12 protein-coding genes and 1 pseudogene are annotated in these 14,426 nt (G+C 72.3%); 8 read left to right on the plus strand and 5 right to left on the minus strand.

The window, feature by feature from the left end:
* Window positions 1-264: 264 nt before the first annotated feature.
* The 3 genes from JF597_RS18905 to JF597_RS18915 are packed head-to-tail and all read left to right on the plus strand — an operon-like array spanning window position 265 to window position 3,414.
* Window positions 265-1,452 carry a CE1758 family FMN-dependent luciferase-like monooxygenase gene (locus JF597_RS18905; RefSeq protein ID WP_293996081.1) on the plus strand — a complete coding sequence of 396 codons (1,188 nt, stop codon included), beginning with the start codon at window positions 265-267 and terminating at the stop codon, window positions 1,450-1,452.
* Window positions 1,452-2,243: a CE1759 family FMN reductase gene (locus JF597_RS18910; RefSeq protein WP_293996083.1), complete on the plus strand. Its 792-nt coding sequence runs from the start codon at window positions 1,452-1,454 to the stop codon at window positions 2,241-2,243. The genes JF597_RS18905 and JF597_RS18910 overlap by 1 nt, the downstream gene beginning before the upstream one ends.
* Window positions 2,233-3,414 (plus strand): NAD(P)-binding domain-containing protein, encoded by a 1,182-nt coding sequence (locus tag JF597_RS18915; protein WP_293996085.1) that lies wholly within the window; start codon window positions 2,233-2,235, stop codon window positions 3,412-3,414. Before JF597_RS18910 ends, JF597_RS18915 begins: the two co-directional genes overlap by 11 nt.
* A 76-nt stretch (window positions 3,415-3,490) precedes the next feature.
* Here JF597_RS18915 and JF597_RS18920 read toward each other — a convergent pair.
* A pseudogene (locus tag JF597_RS18920) lies at window positions 3,491-4,722 on the minus strand (extracellular solute-binding protein).
* Window positions 4,723-4,950: 228 nt separating this feature from the next.
* Here JF597_RS18920 and JF597_RS18925 point away from each other — a divergent pair.
* The gene (locus tag JF597_RS18925; RefSeq protein ID WP_293996087.1) at window positions 4,951-5,166 is read left to right on the plus strand and encodes a dodecin; all 216 of its coding nucleotides are present in this window, start codon (window positions 4,951-4,953) and stop codon (window positions 5,164-5,166) included.
* A gap of 10 nt (window positions 5,167-5,176) precedes the next feature.
* Here JF597_RS18925 and JF597_RS18930 read toward each other — a convergent pair whose 3' ends face one another.
* On the minus strand, window positions 5,177-5,668 hold the full coding sequence (locus JF597_RS18930; protein WP_293996089.1) for a hypothetical protein: 492 nt from the start codon (window positions 5,666-5,668) through the stop codon (window positions 5,177-5,179).
* Window positions 5,669-5,780: 112 nt separating this feature from the next.
* Here JF597_RS18930 and JF597_RS18935 point away from each other — a divergent pair, with 112 nt between their 5' ends.
* The gene (locus tag JF597_RS18935; RefSeq protein ID WP_293996091.1) at window positions 5,781-6,779 is read left to right on the plus strand and encodes an LLM class flavin-dependent oxidoreductase; all 999 of its coding nucleotides are present in this window, start codon (window positions 5,781-5,783) and stop codon (window positions 6,777-6,779) included.
* A gap of 9 nt (window positions 6,780-6,788) precedes the next feature.
* Here JF597_RS18935 and JF597_RS18940 read toward each other — a convergent pair whose 3' ends face one another.
* The gene (locus JF597_RS18940; RefSeq protein WP_293996093.1) at window positions 6,789-9,260 is read right to left on the minus strand and encodes an ATP-dependent Clp protease ATP-binding subunit; all 2,472 of its coding nucleotides are present in this window, start codon (window positions 9,258-9,260) and stop codon (window positions 6,789-6,791) included.
* A gap of 213 nt (window positions 9,261-9,473) precedes the next feature.
* On the opposite strand from JF597_RS18940, the gene JF597_RS18945 reads away from it, so the two are divergent.
* From JF597_RS18945 to JF597_RS18955, 3 genes are all read left to right on the plus strand, one after another.
* A complete protein-coding gene (locus tag JF597_RS18945) occupies window positions 9,474-9,665 on the plus strand; it encodes an antitoxin (protein WP_293996095.1) in 192 nt (63 codons plus the stop codon).
* Between the two features lie 76 nt (window positions 9,666-9,741).
* The gene (locus JF597_RS18950; RefSeq protein ID WP_293996097.1) at window positions 9,742-12,078 is read left to right on the plus strand and encodes an excinuclease ABC subunit UvrA; all 2,337 of its coding nucleotides are present in this window, start codon (window positions 9,742-9,744) and stop codon (window positions 12,076-12,078) included.
* Between the two features lie 209 nt (window positions 12,079-12,287).
* Window positions 12,288-12,452: a hypothetical protein gene (locus JF597_RS18955; protein ID WP_293996099.1), complete on the plus strand. Its 165-nt coding sequence runs from the start codon at window positions 12,288-12,290 to the stop codon at window positions 12,450-12,452.
* Here the strand turns inward: JF597_RS18955 and JF597_RS18960 are convergent.
* Window positions 12,407-13,291 (minus strand): lysophospholipid acyltransferase family protein, encoded by an 885-nt coding sequence (locus tag JF597_RS18960; protein WP_293996101.1) that lies wholly within the window; start codon window positions 13,289-13,291, stop codon window positions 12,407-12,409. The two genes, JF597_RS18955 and JF597_RS18960, sit on opposite strands and share 46 nt — an antisense overlap.
* A complete protein-coding gene (locus tag JF597_RS18965) occupies window positions 13,291-14,055 on the minus strand; it encodes a GNAT family N-acyltransferase (RefSeq protein ID WP_293996162.1) in 765 nt (254 codons plus the stop codon). Before JF597_RS18965 ends, JF597_RS18960 begins: the two co-directional genes overlap by 1 nt.
* Window positions 14,056-14,426: the final 371 nt, after the last annotated feature.

The following is a 14,426-nucleotide window of genomic DNA, read 5'->3' on the forward strand; positions in this document are numbered from 1 at the left end:
GACACTCGTCCACCAGCAAGGAGTCGCACGCCTCAACGAGCCGCCGGTCGACAGCACCCGACCGGCAGTCTCCACAGAGCACGCGCCCCTCACCCGCCGCCGCTTCCGGCAGTCGGAGCCGCCGCGGCGTTCACCGCCTGCCCAGCCGGGCAGGGTCATGGGGCGGCGTGACCAACGCCATAGCGGATTCCCCAGCCGTGGGTTTATGTGACGTGTCAACTTGTTGAATCATGTGCACAGCATGCAAACCCTAGGAGCCCCGCCATGCAGTTCGGCATCTTCAGCGTCGGTGACATCTCGCCGGACCCCGTCAGCGGTCAGACCCAGAGCGAGGCCGAGCGGATCAGCAACATCGTCAAGGTCGCCCGGCGGGCCGACGAGGTGGGCCTCGACGTGTTCGCGCTGGGGGAGCATCACAACCCGCCCTTCGTGCCGTCCTCTCCCCCGGCCGTGCTCGCCCACATCGCGGCGCTGACGGAGCGGATCGTCCTGAGCACGGCCGTCACCCTGATCACCACCAACGACCCGGTGAAGATCGCCGAGGACTACGCGATGGTGCAGCACCTCGCCGAGGGACGCCTGGACCTGATGCTCGGGCGCGGGAACACCGTCCCGGTCTATCCCTGGTTCGGCAAGGACATCCGTCAGGGCGTACCGCTCGCCCTGGAGAACTACAACCTGCTCCACCGGCTGTGGCGCGAGGACGTGGTCGACTGGGAAGGGCAGTTCCGCACACCGCTCCAGGGCTTCACCTCCACCCCGCGCCCGCTGGACGACGTCCCGCCGTTCGTGTGGCACGGCTCCATCCGCAGCCCGGAGACCGCCGAACAGGCGGCGTACTACGGCAACGGGTTCTTCGCCAACCACATCCTGGCCCCGAACTTCCACTTCAAGCCGATCGTCGAGCTCTACCGGCGCCGGTACGAGCACTACGGCCACGGCACCGCCGAGCAGGCCATCGTCGGCCTCGGCGGTATGGCGTTCATCGCCAAGCGGTCCCAGGACGCGGTCAGCACCTACCGTCCCTACTTCGAGAGCCACGCGATGTTCCGCGGCATGAAGCTGGAGGACTACATGGCCGCCACCCCCATGACCGTCGGCAGCCCGCAGGAAGTGATCGACAAGGTCCTCACCTGGCAGGAGGGCTTCGGCGACTACCAGCGTCAGCTCTTCGCGGTCGACTCCGGCGGCCTGCCGGTCGAGATGGCGCTGGAGCAGGTCGAGTTGCTGGGCACCGAGGTGGTGCCGGTGCTGCGCAAGGAGATGGCGGCCCGCCGCAGGCCCGGCGTCCCCGACGCGCCGACGCACGCCTCGCTGGTCAAGGCGAAGTACGGCGACGCCGAACCGCGCCGGCCGCGTCCGAACCCCAATCGGGGCGACAACCTGTCGGGCACTTCGCCGTACCAGGACAGCGCCCCGGACGTCGCGGCCGGCTTCCCGGCGGCGTTCTGATGGCGGGCACCCCTCGTGCGGCCCACACGGCGGACCACGAGCAGGGCGGCGGGGAACCCGGCACGAACGATCACACGGCTCCCGGCGGTCCGGTCACGCTCGTGATCGTCAACGCGGGTGTCAGCGACCCGTCGTCGACCCGGCTGCTCGCCGACCGCATCGCCCAGAAGACGATCGACGCCCTGCGCGCCGCGGGCACGACGGCGACCGTGCGTTCGATCGACCTCGGCCCGCTCGCCACGGACATCGCGCAGGGCATCGTGTCCGGCATGCTCAACCCGAAGGTGCAGTCGGTCATGGAACTGCTGGCCGGTGCCGACGCGGTCATCGCCGCAACCCCGGTCTACAAGGCCGCCGTCAGTGGCCTGTTCAAGTCCTTCGTCGACCTGGTCGACAACGACCTGCTGATCGCCAGGCCCGTCGTCCTCGCCGCGACGGGCGGCAGCGCACGGCACGCCATGGTCGTGGACGAGCACCTCCGGCCCCTGTTCGCCTTCCTCCGGGCCCTGCCGATGCCCACCTCCCTGTACGCCACGCCCGAGGACTGGGGATCGGCCGACCTCGGCAAGCGCATCGACCGTGCCGCTCAGGAGCTCTCCGTCCTGCTGCGCTCCGGAGCCGGCCGGCAGATCGCGGACCGCAACTGGGGCGACTACCAGCACCAGTTCGGCGGGAACGCCACCGCCGCCGAGCGGTCCGTCGACGACGTCGACTTCGACACCGACCTCATGCGACTGGCCACCGGAGGCGGCGCCCCCGTCCGCAAGGAGGAGCCGCGACGTGATCACTGACGAGGCAGACCCGTACGACTCGCGGTCCCTGCGGCGGGCCACCGTGGTGGTCGTCGGCGGCGGCCAGTCCGGGCTGTCGGCGGGCTACCACCTCAAGCGGCGCGGTTTCGTCAGCGCCCTGGACGAAGGCGCCGCGTCCACGGACCGCACGTTCGTCGTGCTAGACGGCGAAGCCGCGCCCGGCGGGGCGTGGCGCCACCGCTGGGAGTCGCTGCACATGGCCACGGTCAACGGGATCTTCGATCTCCCGGGGTTCCCGAAGCCCCCGATCGACCCCGCGGAGCCAAGCCGTACTGCGGTACCGCGCTACTTCGCCGACTTCGAGCAGCGGATGGACCTGCCCGTCCTGCGGCCGGTGCGGGTCACCACCGTACGTCCGGCCGATGCGGACCCCGACGGCGAACTGGTGGTCGAGTCCGATCACGGCACCTGGCTGACCCGGGTGGTCGTCAACGCGACCGGCACCTGGACCAACCCCGTCCTGCCCCACTACCCGGGGCAGGAGACGTTCACCGGGCTTCAGCTGCACACCCACGACTACGTCAGGGCCGAGGACTTCGCCGGCCTGCGGGTCGCCGTCGTGGGCGGCGGTATCTCCGCGCTCCAGCAACTGGAGGAGATCTCCAGGGCGGCGACCACCTTCTGGTACACCCGCCGCGAACCCTTCTTCCGAGACGGCGGGTTCGACCCGGAGGTCGAGGGACGCGAGATCATCGCCCACGTCCTCGCCGACGTCGAGGCGGGCAGGCCCACGGGCAGTGTCGTCTCCTACACCGGCCTCGCCTGGACTCCGTACGCACTGGCGGCCAGGGAACGCGGCGCGCTCGAACGCCGTCCGATGTTCACGGCGATCGAGCCCGGCGGCGTACGGGAGGCGGACGGCTCCTTCACCTCCGTCGACGCGATCCTGTGGGCGACCGGCTTCAAGGCGGCACTCGCGCACCTGGCCCCCCTGTCGCTGCGCAACGAGCACGGCGGCATCCGGATGACCGGCACCCAGGTGGCCGGCGAACCCCGGGTGCACCTGGTCGGATTCGGCCCGTCCCAGTCCACCGTCGGCTCCAACCGCGCCGGCCGCAGCGCGGTCGTGGCGATCATCGGATACCTCGGCGGACAGCAGCCCGTACACCGTGCCGTGGCCGACAACCCCGCCTCCGCACGGCCCTCTTGAGCCTGTCCGGCTCGAACGCTTCGCGAGCGAGGTCGTCCCCGTCGCCCACCCTCCGTCGCCGCCTTCGCCCGCCGGGTCACCCGAAGTCCGGCGCGAGCAGTTCGGTGATGCGCCGGGAGGCACGGCGGGCCTCCGTGGCGGGGTCCGCTCCGCCGAGCACCTTGGTCATGTAGCCCTTGATCGGGTTGTCGGCCTCCACCGCCGGCCAGTCTGGGGTGTGAGGGGTCGCCCTCCCCCGTGCGGCGCCCGCCGCCATGGCGGCGACCCCCTCCTCCCCGGCCACCGCGCCCGCCAGCGTGGTCTTGTTGGGCACGTAGTTCATGGTGCGGGCCAGGTCGGTGTCCCACTTGGCGCCGGTCAACGCTCCGACGACGGCGGTCGCGTCGTAGGGCCGGCCGGTGTTCTGCGGTACGACGAGGTCGGAGCCGCCGGTGAAGACGGCGCCGGGGTGGGCCGCGGTGAGGCCCGGCACCGGGAAGTAGCCGATCTCGTCCTTCAGTTCGGGGTTCTCCTGCACGATGGACTGGGCGAGTCCGGGCACCGCGACGATCTGCGCGACCCGTCCGCCCGCGAACACCTGCGCTTGGGGCGGGTGTTCCTCGTCGGCGTCGACGGGCCCCTTGCCGAGGACCTGCAGTCGCCGGTAGAAATCCATCCCGCGCAACGCGGCCGGGCTGTCGAGGGTGCCCTTCCACTCCGCGTCCGTCTCCTGGGCGAGGTCGCCGCCCTCGTCCCAGATGAACCCGGCGAGGGTGTACCAGTCCTGTCCTGCGAGGTAGATCCCCTGATCACCCCCGGAGTTGAGCCTCTCGGTGTCGGCCAGCCACTGCTCGCGGGTCTTCGGCGGCGAGGTGATCCCCGCCTTCCTGAACAGGTCCTTGCGGTAGATGACGACGCGGTTGGCGGCGTACCAGGGGATGCCGTACTGGCGGGAGTCGTCCGAGCCGGGCTCGGCGAGGCCGGGCAGCCACTGCTCCTTGCCCCAGTCGCGCATCGACTCCAGGGTGAGGTCGGTGAGCCGGCCGTCCTCGACGTACTGCGGGACCTGGGTGTTGCCGACCTCGATGACGTCGGGCGCGTCGTCGGAGTCGCTCTTCAGCGCGGCCTGCACCTTGTCCACGATGCCGGTCCAGTCCTGGATGCGGATGTCCAGGCGGATGTCCTGGTGGGTGCGCTCGAAGTCCGTGGTGAACCGGTGCAGGAAGTCCGCCGAGGCGCTGTTCCGCATCAGCCACACCGTGACCGTGTGGCGCCCGCCCCCCCCTCGCCCGGCAGGACTCCACAGGCGCTCAGCAGGGCGGCGGACACACAGACGAGGGCGAGTGTGCGGCGATGTCTCACGGGGGTTCCTGTTCTGTCTGGCGGACAGGCGAAGAGGCCCGACGTGGGGGGACGAGCACCGGGGCCCGTACGGGTGTACGGGATTTTGGTATGGACCAATATGGAGGGTCAAGGGCTGTAGGCGTTTCGGAACCGACGCCTCGCGCTCCGCTTCCGGATGCGGCACCGTGGAGTGACGACGAGAGGAGCTTCCCGATGACGAACCACACCTACCGGGTGACCGAGATCGTCGGCACCTCGCACGAGGGCATCGACCAGGCCATCCGCAACGGTGTCGCACGCGCCAACCAGACCCTGCGCAACCTGGACTGGTTCGAGGTCACACAGGTCAGGGGCCAGATCGAGAACGGGCAGATCGAGCACTACCAGGTAGGCCTGAAGGTGGGCTTCCGCATCGACGAAGAGGGCTGACGCCGTACCGTCAGGTCCGCCCCTCCCCCTCCTGGGCCTCTTCCAGCGCGGCCGAGCGGTCGGCCCAGCGGGCCCGCACGACGGTGAAGCCGGCCCGTTCGGCGGCGTCGCACACCAGCTCGTCGTCATCGACCAGAAAGCGGACCGAGCGCCCCTGCGCGAGCCGGCGCAGGATCTCCAGCTTGGTGTGCCGGGCGGGCCGGCGGTCGGCGTTGCGCCGCATGTGCACATGGCCCTCCGGCAGCCCGTGGGCCTCGAGCCAGCCGAGCGTGTCGCGCCGGCAGCGCTCGGGGCGCCCGGTGAGATAGACGATCTCGCACTCCTCGGCGCTCGCCACGGCCAGCGCGATCCCCTCGGCGAGCGGCGGATCGTGCGGCGCGGCCGCGAAGAACGCGTCCCAGTCCCGGGGCTTGCTCTCGAGGAACCGCTGCCGGTGTGCGGTGTCGGCGAGGGTGTTGTCGATGTCGAACACGGCGATCGGACGTGCGCTGCTCTCGGTCACCCGGCAACCCTAGGACGCGATGCCCCCGGCGGTCGGTCCGACGGCGGCCCCAGAGTGTCCCCGGCGGCCGGCCCCGCGGGAATCCCGTGGCCCCGCGGCTGTTGAACCCTGTGTGAACGCAATCATCGCCCGGACCCGGTTCTCCGTCCTCGACCGCTCCCGCACCCGGGAGGGGCACGCGCCCGGTGAGGCGCTGCGGGACACGGTGGCGCTGGCGCGGGAGGTGGAGGCGCTCGGATACCACCGCTTCTGGGTGTCGGAGCACCACGGGGTGCCCGGGGTCGCCGGCTCCGCACCGACCGTGCTCGCCGCCGCCGTTGCCGCCGCGACCAGGACCATCCGGGTCGGGACCGGCGGCGTCATGCTGCCCAACCACCGACCGCTGGTCGTGGCCGAGCAGTTCGGCGTGCTGGAGTCGCTGTACCCGGGGCGGATCGACATGGGGCTCGGCCGGTCGGTGGGCTTCACCGACGGTGTGCGCAAGGCGCTGGGACGCGGCAAGGACGACGCCGAGGACTTCGCGGCGCAGCTCGGCGAGCTGCTCGGCTGGTTCGAGGGGACCTCGCCCACCGGGGTGCGGGCCCGCCCGGCACAGGGGCTGCGCGTGCCGCCGTTCGTCCTGGCGATGGGCGAGGGCGCGGACATCGCGGCCCGGGCCGGGCTGCCGATGGTCATCGGCGACCTGCGGGGCCGCGAGAAGATGCGGCGCGGGATCGACCACTACCGCGACCGCTTCCGGCCCTCCCCGTGGGCGGCCGAGCCGTACGTCGTGATCTCCGGGACGGTCGCGGTCGCCGGCACCCCCGAGGCGGCACACCGGCTGCTCGTCCCGGAGGCCTGGTCGATGGCGTACTCCCGCACGCACGGCGCGTTCCCGCCGCTGCCCCCGGCCGAGGCCGTCGAGGCCCGGACGATGACCGCCAAGGAGCGCGGCCTCTACGAGTCAGGGCTCGCCGGGCACATCGCCGGCACCGAGGACCAGGTCGCCCACGAGCTGGAGACGGTCCTGAAGGAGACCGGTGCCGACGAGGTGCTGGTCACCACGAGTACGTACGACCGGGCGGCCCTGCTGGACTCGTACCGGCGGCTGACCGGGATCGTGGCCTCCTGACCGGGCCGGTCAGACCGTGGCCGGCTTGACCGAGCGGATCACGATCTCGCCGTTCGCCGCGTCCACCACCGCCCGCTCGCCCGCCACGAGCTGGCCGGACAGCAACAGGTCGGCGAGGCGGTCGTCCACCTCACGCTGGATGGTGCGGCGCAGCGGGCGGGCGCCGAAGTCCGGCTGGTGGCCGAGGTTGGCGAGCAACTCGGCGGCCGAGTCGGTGACTTCCAGGGCGACGTCCTGGGCGTGCAGACGGCCCCGGGTGTGCTCCAGCAACAGGTCGACGATCTGCCGCAGTTGGGTGCGGTCCAGGCCGCGGAAGACGATGATCTCGTCGATGCGGTTGAGGAACTCCGGGCGGAAGTGCTGCTGGAGGGCCGGCATCACGGCCTCGCGAACCTTGCCGTAGTCCTCCGTGCCCGCGGCCAGGATACGGTCGGCGCCGATGTTCGACGTCATGATGACGACGGTGTTCTTGAAGTCGACGGTGCGGCCCTGGGCGTCGGTGAGGCGGCCGTCGTCGAGGAGCTGGAGCAGGGTGTTGAAGACGTCCGGGTGCGCCTTCTCCACCTCGTCGAGGAGCAGCACGGCGTACGGCTGCCTGCGCACCGCCTCGGTGAGCTGGCCGGCCTCCTCGTGTCCGACGTATCCGGGCGGGGCGCCGACCAGCCGGGAGACCGTGTGGCGCTCCTGAAACTCGCTCATGTCGAGGCGGATCATGCGGGTCTCGTCGCCGAAGAGGGCGGCGGCCAGGGCACGGGCCAGTTCGGTCTTGCCGACGCCGGTCGGGCCGAGGAAGAGAAAGCTGCCGACGGGCCGGTCGGGGTCGCTCATGCCGGCGCGGGCGCGGCGGACCGCGCGGGCGACGGCGGTGATCGCCTCGTCCTGGCCGACGACCCGCTCGTGCAGGTGCTCCTCCAGCTTCATCAGGCGCTCCCGCTCCTCCTCGGTGAGCTGGGCGACCGGGATGCCGGTGGTGCGGGAGACGACCTCGGCGATGTCCTCGGCGGTGACCTTGGGCGCGTGTTCCTCGCCGGCGCCGGCCTGTGCCAGCTCGGCCTCGGTCGCCCTGATGCGGTCGCGGAGCTCCTTCGCGCGCTCGTACTCCTCGTCGGCGACGGCCTGGTCCTTCTCCCGGTTCAGGGCGGCGACCCGGTCCTCGATGTCCCGGGTGTCGGTGGGCGGGGTCTTCGCGCGCAGCCGTACCCGGGCCGCCGCCTGGTCCATCAGGTCGATCGCCTTGTCGGGCAGGAACCGGGAGGTGATGTACCGGTCGGACAGCTCCGCCGCCGCGACCACCGCCTCGTCGGTGATGCGGACCTGGTGGTGGGCCTCGTAGCGGTCGCGCAGGCCGCGCAGAATCTCGATGGTGTCGTCGACGGTGGGCTCACCGACCAGGATGGGCGCGAACCGGCGTTCCAGGGCCGCGTCCTTCTCGATGTGCTTGCGGTACTCGTCGACGGTGGTCGCGCCGATGAGGTGCAGTTCACCGCGGGCGAGGGCCGGTTTGAGGATGTTGCCCGCGTCGAGGGCCCCGTCCCCGCCGCCGCCCGCGCCCACGACCGTGTGCAACTCGTCCAGGAACAGGACGAGTTCGTCGCCGTGCTCGCGGACCTCGTCGAGCAGTTTCTTCAGCCGTTCCTCGAACTCGCCCCGGTACTTGGTGCCGGCCACCATCCCGGCCAGGTCCAGGGAGACCAGCCGCTTGCCTTCGAGGGTCCTGGGCACGTCCCCGGCGACGATCCGCTGCGCGATGCCCTCCACGATGGCGGTCTTGCCGACCCCCGGGTCGCCGATCAGGACCGGGTTGTTCTTGCTGCGCCTGGAGAGCACCTCGATGGTCTGCTCGACCTCCTCGTCCCGCCCGATCACGGGGTCCAGCCGGCCGGCCCGGGCGTCCTCGGTGAGGTCACGGCCGTACTCGTCGATGGTCGGCGTGGTGCTGGGCCTCCTGCGCTCCGCGGCACCCTCGGCCGGCATCCGGGTCGGCTCCCAGCCGCTGTCGCCGAGCGCCCGGCCGGCCGCCGACTCCGGGTTCGCGGCGAGCGCGCGGAGCAGGTGCTCGGGGCCGATGTAGGAGGCGCCCTCGGCGCGGGAGATCTGGTAGGCGTCGAGGAGGGCGCGTTTGGCGGCCGGAGTGAGAGCGGTGGGCTCGGACTTCTCGCCGCCTCCGTGGCCGGCGGTGAGCCGCTCGCGGAGCTGGTCGGGGTCGGCGCCCGCCTCGGTGAGCAGTCGCCGGGTCGAGTCGTGAGTGGTGGCGGCGGCCAGCAGATGCCGGGCGTCCAGCTCCTCGCCGCCCTCGACGGCCGCGAGGTCGCGGGCGTCCGCTACCAGCTCCCGGGCCCGTTCGGACAGCAGGCTGCCGATGTCCACGCGCTGCGGGCGGCGGGGCTGGGTACCCGCCCCCGGCCCGCCGAAGAAGCGGGACATCAGCTCGTCGAACTCCTCGAAGGGACTGCGTCCGAATCCGAAACCGGAAGTGCTCATGGGCCGGGCCTTTCTGCGGACAGCTGTGCGGGGCGGCGCCGCGGGGCGGCTGTGCGAGAGCCTCTCCGGAGGGCTCCGGGATCGTCGGCAATCCGCGTCTTCCAAGCTCGCACAGGCGGGCCGGGCCCGCACGGGGACGGCCGCCGAGATGCGGACGGCGCCCCGGCCGGTGACGCTGGGGGGTGGAAGCCGCAACCAGCGAGGAGGGCTGCCATGTCCATGCTGGACAAGCTCAAGGGAATGCTCAAGGGCCACGAGGACCAGGCCAGACAGGGCGTCCAAAAGGGCGGCGACGTGATCGACCAGCGGACCGGGAACAAGTACCAGTCCCAGGTCGACATGGCCCAGAAGCAGGCCGACGACTACATCGAACGGGAGCGGAGGCAGGGCGACCCTCCGCAGTAGGCAGAGGGCTGCTCCGGGCTAGGATCGCGGGGTTTGTCCCTGCCCCGCGAGCCGCCCGTCACGGAGTGTCCGTCCGATGCACAGCCCCCGCGACCCGTACGTCCGCGTGCGTGGCGCCCGTGAGCACAACCTCAAGGGCGTCGACGTGGACATCCCCCGGGACGTGCTGGCCGTCTTCACCGGCGTGTCCGGCTCGGGGAAGTCGTCCCTGGCCTTCGGCACGATCTACGCCGAGGCCCAGCGGCGCTACTTCGAGTCGGTCGCGCCGTACGCGCGCCGGCTGATCCACCAGGTGGGTGCGCCGAAGGTCGCCGAGATCAGCGGGCTGCCGCCGGCGGTCTCGCTGCAGCAGCGCCGCTCGGCCCCCACCTCCCGCTCCTCGGTCGGCACGGTCACCAACCTCTCCAACTCCCTGCGCATGCTGTTCTCGCGCGCCGGGGAGTATCCGCCGGGCGCCGAGCGGCTCGATTCCGACGCGTTCTCCCCCAACACGGCGGTGGGCGCCTGCCCCGAGTGCCACGGGCTGGGCCGGGTGCACCGGACGACCGAGGAGTTGCTGGTCCCCGACCCGTCGCTGTCCGTCCGCGAGGGCGCGATCGCCGCCTGGCCGGGCGCCTGGCAGGGCAAGAACCTGCGGGACATCCTGGACGCACTCGGCCACGACGTCGACCGCCCATGGCGTGAGCTGCCCGCCGGACAGCGCGAGTGGATCCTCTTCACCGACGAGCAGCCGGTGGTCACCGTGCACCCGGTCCGGGACGCCGACCGCATCCAACGGCCCTACCAGGGCACGTACATGAGCGCCCGCCGGTACGTGCTGAAGACCTTCTCGGACTCCAGGAGCCCGGCGCTGCGGGCCAAGGCGGAGCGGTTCCTGACCAGTGCGCCCTGTCCGGTGTGCGGCGGCAGCAGGCTGCGGCCGGAGGCCCTCGCCGTGACCTTCGCCGGCCGTACCATCGCGGAGCTCGTCGCACTGCCGCTCACCGATCTGGCCCAACTCCTCGGTGAGAAGGGCGGGTCGGAGACCGTACGGGTCCTCACCGCGGACCTCACCTCGCGTATCGCGCCGGTCGTCGAGCTGGGCCTCGGCTATCTCAGCCTCGACCGGGCCACGCCCACCCTCTCCGCGGGCGAGCTGCAACGCCTGCGGCTGGCCACCCAGTTGCGCTCCGGGCTCTTCGGTGTCGTCTACGTTCTGGACGAGCCCTCGGCCGGCCTGCACCCGGCGGACACCGAGGCGCTGCTGACGGTGCTGGATCGGCTGAAGGCAGCCGGGAACTCGGTGTTCGTGGTGGAGCACCACCTGGACGTGGTGCGCGGCGCCGACTGGCTGGTGGACGTGGGGCCGCGGGCCGGCGAGCACGGCGGCGAGGTGCTGCACAGCGGACCGGTGGCGGAGCTGGCCGCGGTCACGGAGTCCGCCACCGCCCGCTACCTGTTCGCGCGGGACCCCGTCCCGCCACGCCGGCCGCGGCCCGCCGAGGGCTGGTTTCGGGTCGGCCCGGTGACCCGGCACAACCTGCGCGCGGTGACCGCCGAATTCCCGCTCGGCGTCCTCACCGCCGTCACCGGGGTGTCCGGGTCCGGAAAGTCGACGCTGATCGGCGAGATCACCGAGGAACCGGCCGCGGTCGGCCGTCTGGTCTCCGTCGACCAGAAGCCGATCGGCCGCACCCCGCGGTCCAACCTGGCCACCTACACCGGCCTGTTCGACGTCGTGCGGAAGGTGTTCGCGGGCACCGGGCAGGCACGGGAGCGCGGTTACGGCGTCGGGCGGTTCTCCTTCAACGTGGCCGGGGGCCGCTGCGAGACCTGTCAGGGCGACGGGTTCGTCAGTGTGGAGCTGCTGTTCCTGCCGAGCACCTACGCGCCGTGCCCGGACTGCGGCGGGGCGCGCTACAACCCCGAGACGCTCGAAGTGACCCACCGGGGGCGGAACATCGCCGAGGTGCTGGACCTGACCGTGGCGGGCGCGGCGGAGTTCTTCGCGGACACCCCGGCCGTCGCGCGCAGCCTGGCCACGCTCCTCGACGTGGGCCTCGGCTATCTGCGACTCGGACAGCCCGCCACGGAGTTGTCCGGCGGCGAGGCCCAGCGCATCAAGCTGGCCGGAGAGTTGCAGCACGGGCGGCGCGGCCACACGCTCTATCTGCTCGACGAGCCGACGACGGGACTGCACCCGGCCGATGTCGGGGTGCTGATGCGGCAGTTGCACGGACTGGTCGACGCCGGGCACACGGTCGTGGTGGTCGAGCACGACATGACGGTGGTGGCGGACGCCGACTGGGTGATCGACCTGGGACCGGGCGGCGGCGACCGGGGCGGACGGATCGTGGCGGCCGGGCCGCCGGCCGAGGTCGCCCGGGCCGGGGGCAGCGTCACCGCACCCTATCTGTCCCGTTGCCTGCCCTGAGGGCCTTCAGGAACGCCTCAGGTTGCCCCGGAACCTTGGGCGCATGCACGGACACCACCCCCGCACCCCCGAAGCCGAGCGCAGCCGCCGCTGGTTCATGAACAAGGCGCTGCTCGCCGGCGGTGTCGCCGCGCCGGCGACGATGACCGGCTGCTCCGACGTGCTCGTCCGACGCGCCGAGCTCCCCCTCCGACGGCCCCGGGGGCGGCATGCCCTCGGGCGGCCCCGGTGGCATCGGCGGCATCGGCCCCGGCGGCATGGGCGGCCCGAACGGCACGCCCACCCAGCAGCACATCCACACCGTCGTGCGCACGCCCAACGGCGGCGACTACGGTGTCGACTTGGTCAAGCTCCACTTGGAGACCGACCACTGAGAGGCCCGCTCGGGGCTCACCAGGGCCGCGTGCGTCCAGGCCGGCTCGTGGGTCACCGGCTGGGCGGCGCGGGCGAGGGTACGACGGTCCGGGTGGCTGCCGGCCGCTATCAGCGGCCGTACGTCCACCTCGGCCACCAGGCCGCGGGTCGACACCACTCGCCAGAGGGAGGCCAGCAGCGTGTCCGCGCCGACATAGGCGGGCACGGTGCTGGCCGCTCCCGCTTCCAGCCGGTAGTGCAGCCGCACCGGCTGCACGGGCGCACCGGCGTCCAGCGCGGCCTGGAAGACGGCCCGCCGGAACCGCCCCTGGGCCCGGCCGCACCAGGTACTGCCCTCCGGGAAGGCGACCACCGCGGCGCCCTCCCGCAGCGCCCCCGCGATCCGGCCGACCGTGTCCGGCAGGGCGCGCAGCCGGTCCCGGTCGATGAACAGCGCCCCGGCCCCGGCCACGAGCGCGCCGGCCACCGGCCACTCGCGGATCTCCTTCTTGGCGAGCATCCGCGCCGGCCGTACGGCGGCCAGCAGCGGGATGTCCAGCCAGGAGATGTGGTTGGCGACGAGCAGCACCCCGCCGGTGTCCGGAGCGCTCCCGGTGATCCGGACCTGGACCCCGGCCGCCCGGACCAGCGTCCGGGCGAACCGCCGCACCCACTCGCTGGGTATCCTCCCCCGCAAGCGGGGGGACCCCCAGCCGAGCGGCAGCAGCGCGACGGCCACGAGCATCAGGGCCACGACCGCGGCGAACCGCAGCACGGCCCGGGGCAGGGCCGTGAGGGATCCCGCACGCTCCACGCACGCGCCCGGGGTGCAGGGCGCGCTGGGCAGCCAGACGCTCATCAGGCGGGGACGAGCGAGAGGAAGTGCCGCAGATAGCGCGCGTTGACGCGGCGCATCGACAGCAGCACGTACATGTCGGCGACCCCGAAGTCCGGGTCGTGCGCGGGCTCCCCGCACACCCAGGCACCGAGGCGCAGGTAGCCGCGGAGCAGGGCGGGCAGTTCGGCGCGTCCCTCGGGGGCCGGGCCGGTGGGCACCCAGGGCTGCAGCGGCCGGACCCGGAACTCCTCCGGCGCGAGGTGCTTGGCCTGCACCCGGTCCCAGGTGGCGGCGGCGAGCGCGCCGCCGTCGGCGAGCGGGACGGAGCAGCAGCCGGCCAGCCACTCGTGGCCGCGGTCGACCATGTAGCGGGCTATGCCGGCCCAGATCAGGCCGATGACGGCACCGTCGCGGTGGGCGGGGTGCACGCAGGAGCGGCCGACCTCGACCAGACCGGAGCGGATGGGGGCGAGCGTGCTCAGGTCGAACTCGCCCTCGGAGTACAGGCGGCCGGCGACCGCGGCACGCTCCGGCGGCAGTAGCCGGTAGGTGCCGACGACCTCGCCGGTGAGGGCCTCGCGGATGAGGAGGTGGTCGCAGTACGCGTCGAAGGCGTCCACGTCCAGTCCCGGCTCCGGCCCGTCGAGCCGGGCGCCCATCTCTCCGGCGAACACCTGGTAGCGCAGCCGCTGTGCGGCCCGGACGTCGTCCTCGTCACGGGCGAGCTGCACCAGGTAGCCGGAATCCCCGGCTGGGGCGGCGAGAGCGGGGGGTGAGGCGGGCATGGCGGTCATGGAGGTCTCCTGCGCCGAGCGGAAGCTGAGGAAATCTGCACCTGCTTTCTTCCGTGGCAGGCTGGACTCGGCGTGACGTGCGCGGGACCCGTGGATGTGCGACTGCTGAATGCCGGGGGTCGGACCGTTTCCGGTCACTCACAGACGCCCGAGGGTAACGCAACCATGATCAGACGCCCGTAAGGAAAAGCGAGACGGGGCCGGCGAGCACCACACCGACCCCGCCCGTCCGCACCTTCCGGCGAACGTCTTTCACTTTTCAGCGCCCCTCACAGCGGCGCCCCCGAAAGGGGCGCTGGGGGTACCCCCGGCCGAAGGCCGGGGGGAGGAGCTGCGCGACCAGCCCCCACGCACCCGCACCC

This window comes from Streptomyces sp. (genome assembly GCF_019510245.1).
GTDB lineage: Bacteria > Actinomycetota > Actinomycetes > Streptomycetales > Streptomycetaceae > Streptomyces.

Bases quoted from the DNA above. Each gene is read 5' to 3' on its own strand.
- JF597_RS18925 (WP_293996087.1), top strand. From the start codon at position 4,951: ATGACGAACCACACCTACCGGGTGACCGAGATCGTCGGCACCTCGCAC.
- JF597_RS18965 (WP_293996162.1), bottom strand. From the start codon at position 14,055: ATGCCCGCCTCACCCCCCGCTCTCGCCGCCCCAGCCGGGGATTCCGGC.
- JF597_RS18910 (WP_293996083.1), top strand. From the start codon at position 1,452: ATGGCGGGCACCCCTCGTGCGGCCCACACGGCGGACCACGAGCAGGGC.
- JF597_RS18905 (WP_293996081.1), top strand. From the start codon at position 265: ATGCAGTTCGGCATCTTCAGCGTCGGTGACATCTCGCCGGACCCCGTC.
- JF597_RS18960 (WP_293996101.1), bottom strand. From the start codon at position 13,291: ATGAGCGTCTGGCTGCCCAGCGCGCCCTGCACCCCGGGCGCGTGCGTG.
- JF597_RS18940 (WP_293996093.1), bottom strand. From the start codon at position 9,260: ATGAGCACTTCCGGTTTCGGATTCGGACGCAGTCCCTTCGAGGAGTTC.
- JF597_RS18955 (WP_293996099.1), top strand. From the start codon at position 12,288: ATGCCCTCGGGCGGCCCCGGTGGCATCGGCGGCATCGGCCCCGGCGGC.
- JF597_RS18945 (WP_293996095.1), top strand. From the start codon at position 9,474: ATGTCCATGCTGGACAAGCTCAAGGGAATGCTCAAGGGCCACGAGGAC.
- JF597_RS18950 (WP_293996097.1), top strand. From the start codon at position 9,742: ATGCACAGCCCCCGCGACCCGTACGTCCGCGTGCGTGGCGCCCGTGAG.